Source organism: Vibrio sp. Vb1574 (assembly GCF_033338675.1).
Map to the genome: position 1 here is coordinate 1 of NZ_JAWOTC010000441.1, position 1,059 is coordinate 1,059.

1 protein-coding gene is annotated in these 1,059 nt (G+C 45.0%); it reads left to right on the plus strand.

Annotation, left to right across the window (positions count from 1 at the left end; translation table 11 throughout):
• The coding region (locus tag R7O12_RS26735) for a methyltransferase RsmF C-terminal domain-like protein (RefSeq protein ID WP_318127095.1) at positions 1–977 on the plus strand (977 nt) is incomplete at its 5' end.
• Positions 978–1,059 lie beyond the last annotated feature (82 nt).

Below are 1,059 nucleotides of genomic sequence, written 5' to 3' on the forward strand. Positions count from 1 at the left end.
AAGTTCTGCATGCCAACATCGAACGCTGTGGTGTACGCAATGCCGCTTTGAGCAACTTTGATGGCCGCGTTTTTGGTGGTTGGTTACCTGAACAATTTGATGCGGTATTGCTTGATGCCCCTTGTTCTGGCGAAGGCACAGTTCGTAAAGATGAAGATGCCATGAAGAACTGGACACAAGCGTCCGTTCTAGAAATCGCAGATACGCAAAAAGATCTCATTGAAAGCGCATTCCACGCACTTAAGCCAGGTGGCGTGTTAGTTTACTCAACGTGTACGTTAAGTACCGAGGAAAACCAGCAAGTTTGCCATCACTTAAAAGAAACCTTTGGTGACGCGGTTGAGTTTGAGAGTCTGGATGGATTATTTGAAAATGCCAACGCCTCATTAACAGAAGAAGGTTTCTTACACATCTTCCCTCAGGTTTATGACTGTGAAGGCTTCTTTGTTGCGCGTATTCGCAAACACCATCCTGTAGAGGCGCCACAAGTGAAAAAGCGCATGGGCAAATTCCCGTTCGTAAAAGCGTCGAAGAAAGAATCAGAAGAGATTTCAAAGCAACTACACAACGCATTGGATATTGAGTTGCCTTCCGAAAGTACGGTTTGGCTCCGAGATAAAGACGTTTGGCTATTCCCAGATGCGCTTGAGCCTATGATTGGCGAATTACGTTTTTCTCGCATGGGCATTAAAATCGCTGAAGCACATAAAAATGGCTACCGTTGGCAACACCAAGTCGCTACCGCGCTGGCGACGGGTGCTGAAAGCAACGCCATTGAGCTAACGATTGAAGAAGCACGTGAATGGTACATGGGCCGTGATGTTCGTCCTCAAATCATTCCAGAAGGATTGAAAACGGGTAAAGGCGAAGTGCTAGTTAAGTACCAAGGTGCGATTATCGGTTTAGGTAAGTGGGTCAGTAACCGCATTAAAAATGGTCTTCCTCGTGAGTTAGTACGAGATAAGAACTTATTTTAAAGAAATGACGAACCATAAATAAATGAAAAGCCATCGTATTTGCGATGGCTTTTTAGTTCGTAAGTATGAAAGCTCGTAGGGC